Annotated in this window: 3 protein-coding genes; 2 read left to right on the top strand and 1 reads right to left on the bottom strand. The window is 39.8% G+C overall.

Features of this window, described 5'->3' with window-relative positions:
* Positions 1 to 206: DUF892 family protein (locus AC1DPZ_RS24600; protein WP_477408435.1), on the top strand; the 206-nt coding region annotated here is incomplete at its 5' end.
* 273 nt (positions 207 to 479) lie between these two features.
* A complete protein-coding gene (locus AC1DPZ_RS24595) occupies positions 480 to 2,360 on the top strand; it encodes a M1 family metallopeptidase (protein WP_477408433.1) in 1,881 nt (626 codons plus the stop codon).
* A 95-nt stretch (positions 2,361 to 2,455) separates the two neighbouring features.
* Here AC1DPZ_RS24595 and AC1DPZ_RS24590 read toward each other — a convergent pair whose 3' ends face one another.
* Positions 2,456 to 2,842: a YtxH domain-containing protein gene (locus AC1DPZ_RS24590; protein ID WP_477408431.1), complete on the bottom strand. Its 387-nt coding sequence runs from the start codon at positions 2,840 to 2,842 to the stop codon at positions 2,456 to 2,458.
* Positions 2,843 to 3,071: the final 229 nt, after the last annotated feature.

The following is a 3,071-nucleotide window of genomic DNA, read 5'->3' as shown; positions in this document are numbered from 1 at the left end:
TGACTATTTTAAGCGACTTTGATATCATTATGTACATTCAATTACTGGAACATGTAATCATAACATCATGCCGGATGCTAATGATGATAGCCAAACTATTGAAATACGAAAAGGTAAATCAGTTGCTTACAGAATGCCTGGATGAGTCAACAGATAACGACCACCTGTTCGTGATCATCTCAAAAGAATAMCTGACTGAAAATTAATGTGTATATCGAAATCTCCTTAAAAAAATAAGGCCATCCACAAAAAGCGGATGGCCTAAATATTAGTTATTTAATACCCCTATTAAAATAACTTGAACAAATAAAAAAAATATTTTCCATACTACCAAAACATTTATCCTTAATTAAACGGATGTTACACTTTTGTTACCAAAAACTGACCAATAAGTAAGTATATTGGTTTTTTAATTTATTTTGTAACTTTTTATTCTAAGAAGCATCTTTACATTATCCAGGCAACAATTTATTTTAACTATGAACATGATCAAACCCATTATGCTAACCGCATTATCCTGTTTTGCGCTAATGCAGGTACAGGCACAAAACTTGTATMTGCCGCGCGATGTACAGAAAGCTTTTAATAAAGGAACCCGGCAGGCAGATGGCAATCCAGGAAAAAAATACTGGCAAAATCACGGTGTTTACAACATTACTATTACCGCCCTGCCACCAGATAGAAATATAAAAGGCACTGAAACCATAACTTATGAAAACAACAGCCCGGATACATTGAAAAGGCTTAACATGAAGCTGATACTGAATATACACAAACCGGGGGTGGCCAGGTTTGGAGATGCCAGCCCTGATTACTTAACATCAGGCATCCAGTTTGATAAATTTTTGGTTAACGGCGAGCCCGCAAAAATAAATGGGGCCGGAGCATCAACCAATATGGCGGTTAATTTAAATAAACCCCTCGCGCCGCATGAGCAGGTAAAATTAGATATTGACTGGCATTTCCAGATCTCGCTGGAAAGCGGCCGTGAGGGAATGATTGACCCAACCACTTATTACCTGGCTTATTTTTATCCAAGGGTATCTGTTTACGATGATTATAATGGCTGGGACAGGCTTCCGTTTTTAGATGCCCAGGAATTTTATAATGATTTTAATGATTATACACTTACTGTAAATGTGCCTAAAAACTATATTGCATGGGCTACCGGCACCCTACAAAACCCTACAGAGGTATTACAGCCCGAATATGCTAAACGCCTGGAAGCATCAATGACCAGCGACTCGACCATACATGTAGCTACTGCTACCGACCTGGCTAAAAAGAACATTACAGCTCAAAAAGATCAAAATTCATGGATCTGGAAAGCTAATGACATCAGTGATATGGCTGTGGGCATCAGCGATCATTATGTATGGGATGCTGCCAGCACCATTGTGGATGATGCCACCCACCGCAGGGCCAGCATGCAAGCTGCGTTTCAGGATAGCGCGGCCGATTTTCATCATGCTGTACAGGCCGGTCGGCACTCTTTGAGCTGGTTATCGCGCAACTGGCCGGGTGTACCCTACCCTTTTCCTAAAATGACTGCGTTCCAGGGATTTGCAGATATGGAATACCCAATGATGGTGAACGATAGTCATACGGATGATATCCAGTTTTCGGCCTTTGTACAGGATCATGAAATAGCACACACTTATTTCCCCTTCTACATGGGTATTAACGAAAGCCGTTACGCCTTTATGGACGAAGGCTGGGCGACTACTTTTGAACGCCTGATAGGTACAGATGAAGTAGGAGCCGAAAAAGCTGATCAACTTTTTAAAGATTTCAGGATCGACAGGTGGATCCATGATCCCTCAACATCCGAAGACCTGCCAATTATTACCCCATCAAGCGAGTTAAGGGCTGGTTATGGTAATAACGCTTACGGTAAGCCGGCATTAAGCCATTTTGCTTTAAAAGACATGTTGGGCGATGAATTGTTTAAAAAAGCGCTGCATGGTTATATGGACCGCTGGCATGGCAAACACCCTATCCCATGGGATTATTTTAACTCCATGAGCAATCTATCGGGCCGAAACCTTGACTGGTTTTTTAACAACTGGTTTTTCACCAATTATTATATCGATCTTGATTTGCAAAAGATAAGCAAAGTTGCGGGCGGGTATACAGCCAATATAAAAAACACCGGTGGTTTTGCCGTCCCGTTTGATGTTAAGATCACTTACACCGATGGTACAACCCAAACTGTTCACCAAACACCCGCTGTTTGGCAAAATAATCAGAAACAGATCCTGGTAAATCTTAAAACCGTTAAGACCATCAAAACAGTAACCTTAGATGGCGGTATATTTATGGATGCCAATGAAAAGAACAATACTTTAGAGGCTAAATAAAACACCAATACCCATAAAAACAAAAACCAGGCAACATGGCCTGGTTTTTTGTTTTTTAATATAGTACTAAATATTAGGTAGTATAGTACTAAAAATTATGCGTTTTGGATAGAATTATTCCAATCATTGGCGGTGCCTTTTACTTTTGTTTTGGCATCATTAACAGCACTTTCTGCTACTTCCTGTGCCTTGTCTGCAGCATCTTTAGCCTTTGATTTTGCCGAATCAATTGCATCGTCTTTGTAATCGTAAAGGTCACTAACGGTGCCATTAAATTTTGTTTTTGCCTTTTCAAAAGCGTCATTAATGCCGCTCGCTGTTGATTGCGCTTTGGTTTTAGCTGTATCTACAAGGTCATTAATATAATCTGCAATATCGTCTCTCAGTTCACCACCTTTTTCGGGGGCCAACAATAAACCTAATGCAGCACCCGCTGCGGCACCAACTAATAGTGCAGCTATAATTTTCGCTTGATCTTTCATTTTTTGCGTTTTAATGTGATAATTTAACCTATACTACAACAAACAACAACAATGCCAGTTTTGGGAAAGGCTAAAAGAAACAATGATTAACTTTGGTTAATGGCTTATGCCGTTTTAGAAAAAGGATGAAAGGTAACCCTGAAATACAAGTGGTCAATTACAGCGTAGCAAAATGACTAATAACTGATCATAAAAAAAGGCATCCGCTTAAAAGTGGATGCCTGGTATG

It is taken from the genome of Mucilaginibacter sp. P4_G9 (genome assembly GCF_056400985.1).
This window is presented reverse-complemented; position numbering and strand designations above follow the sequence as displayed.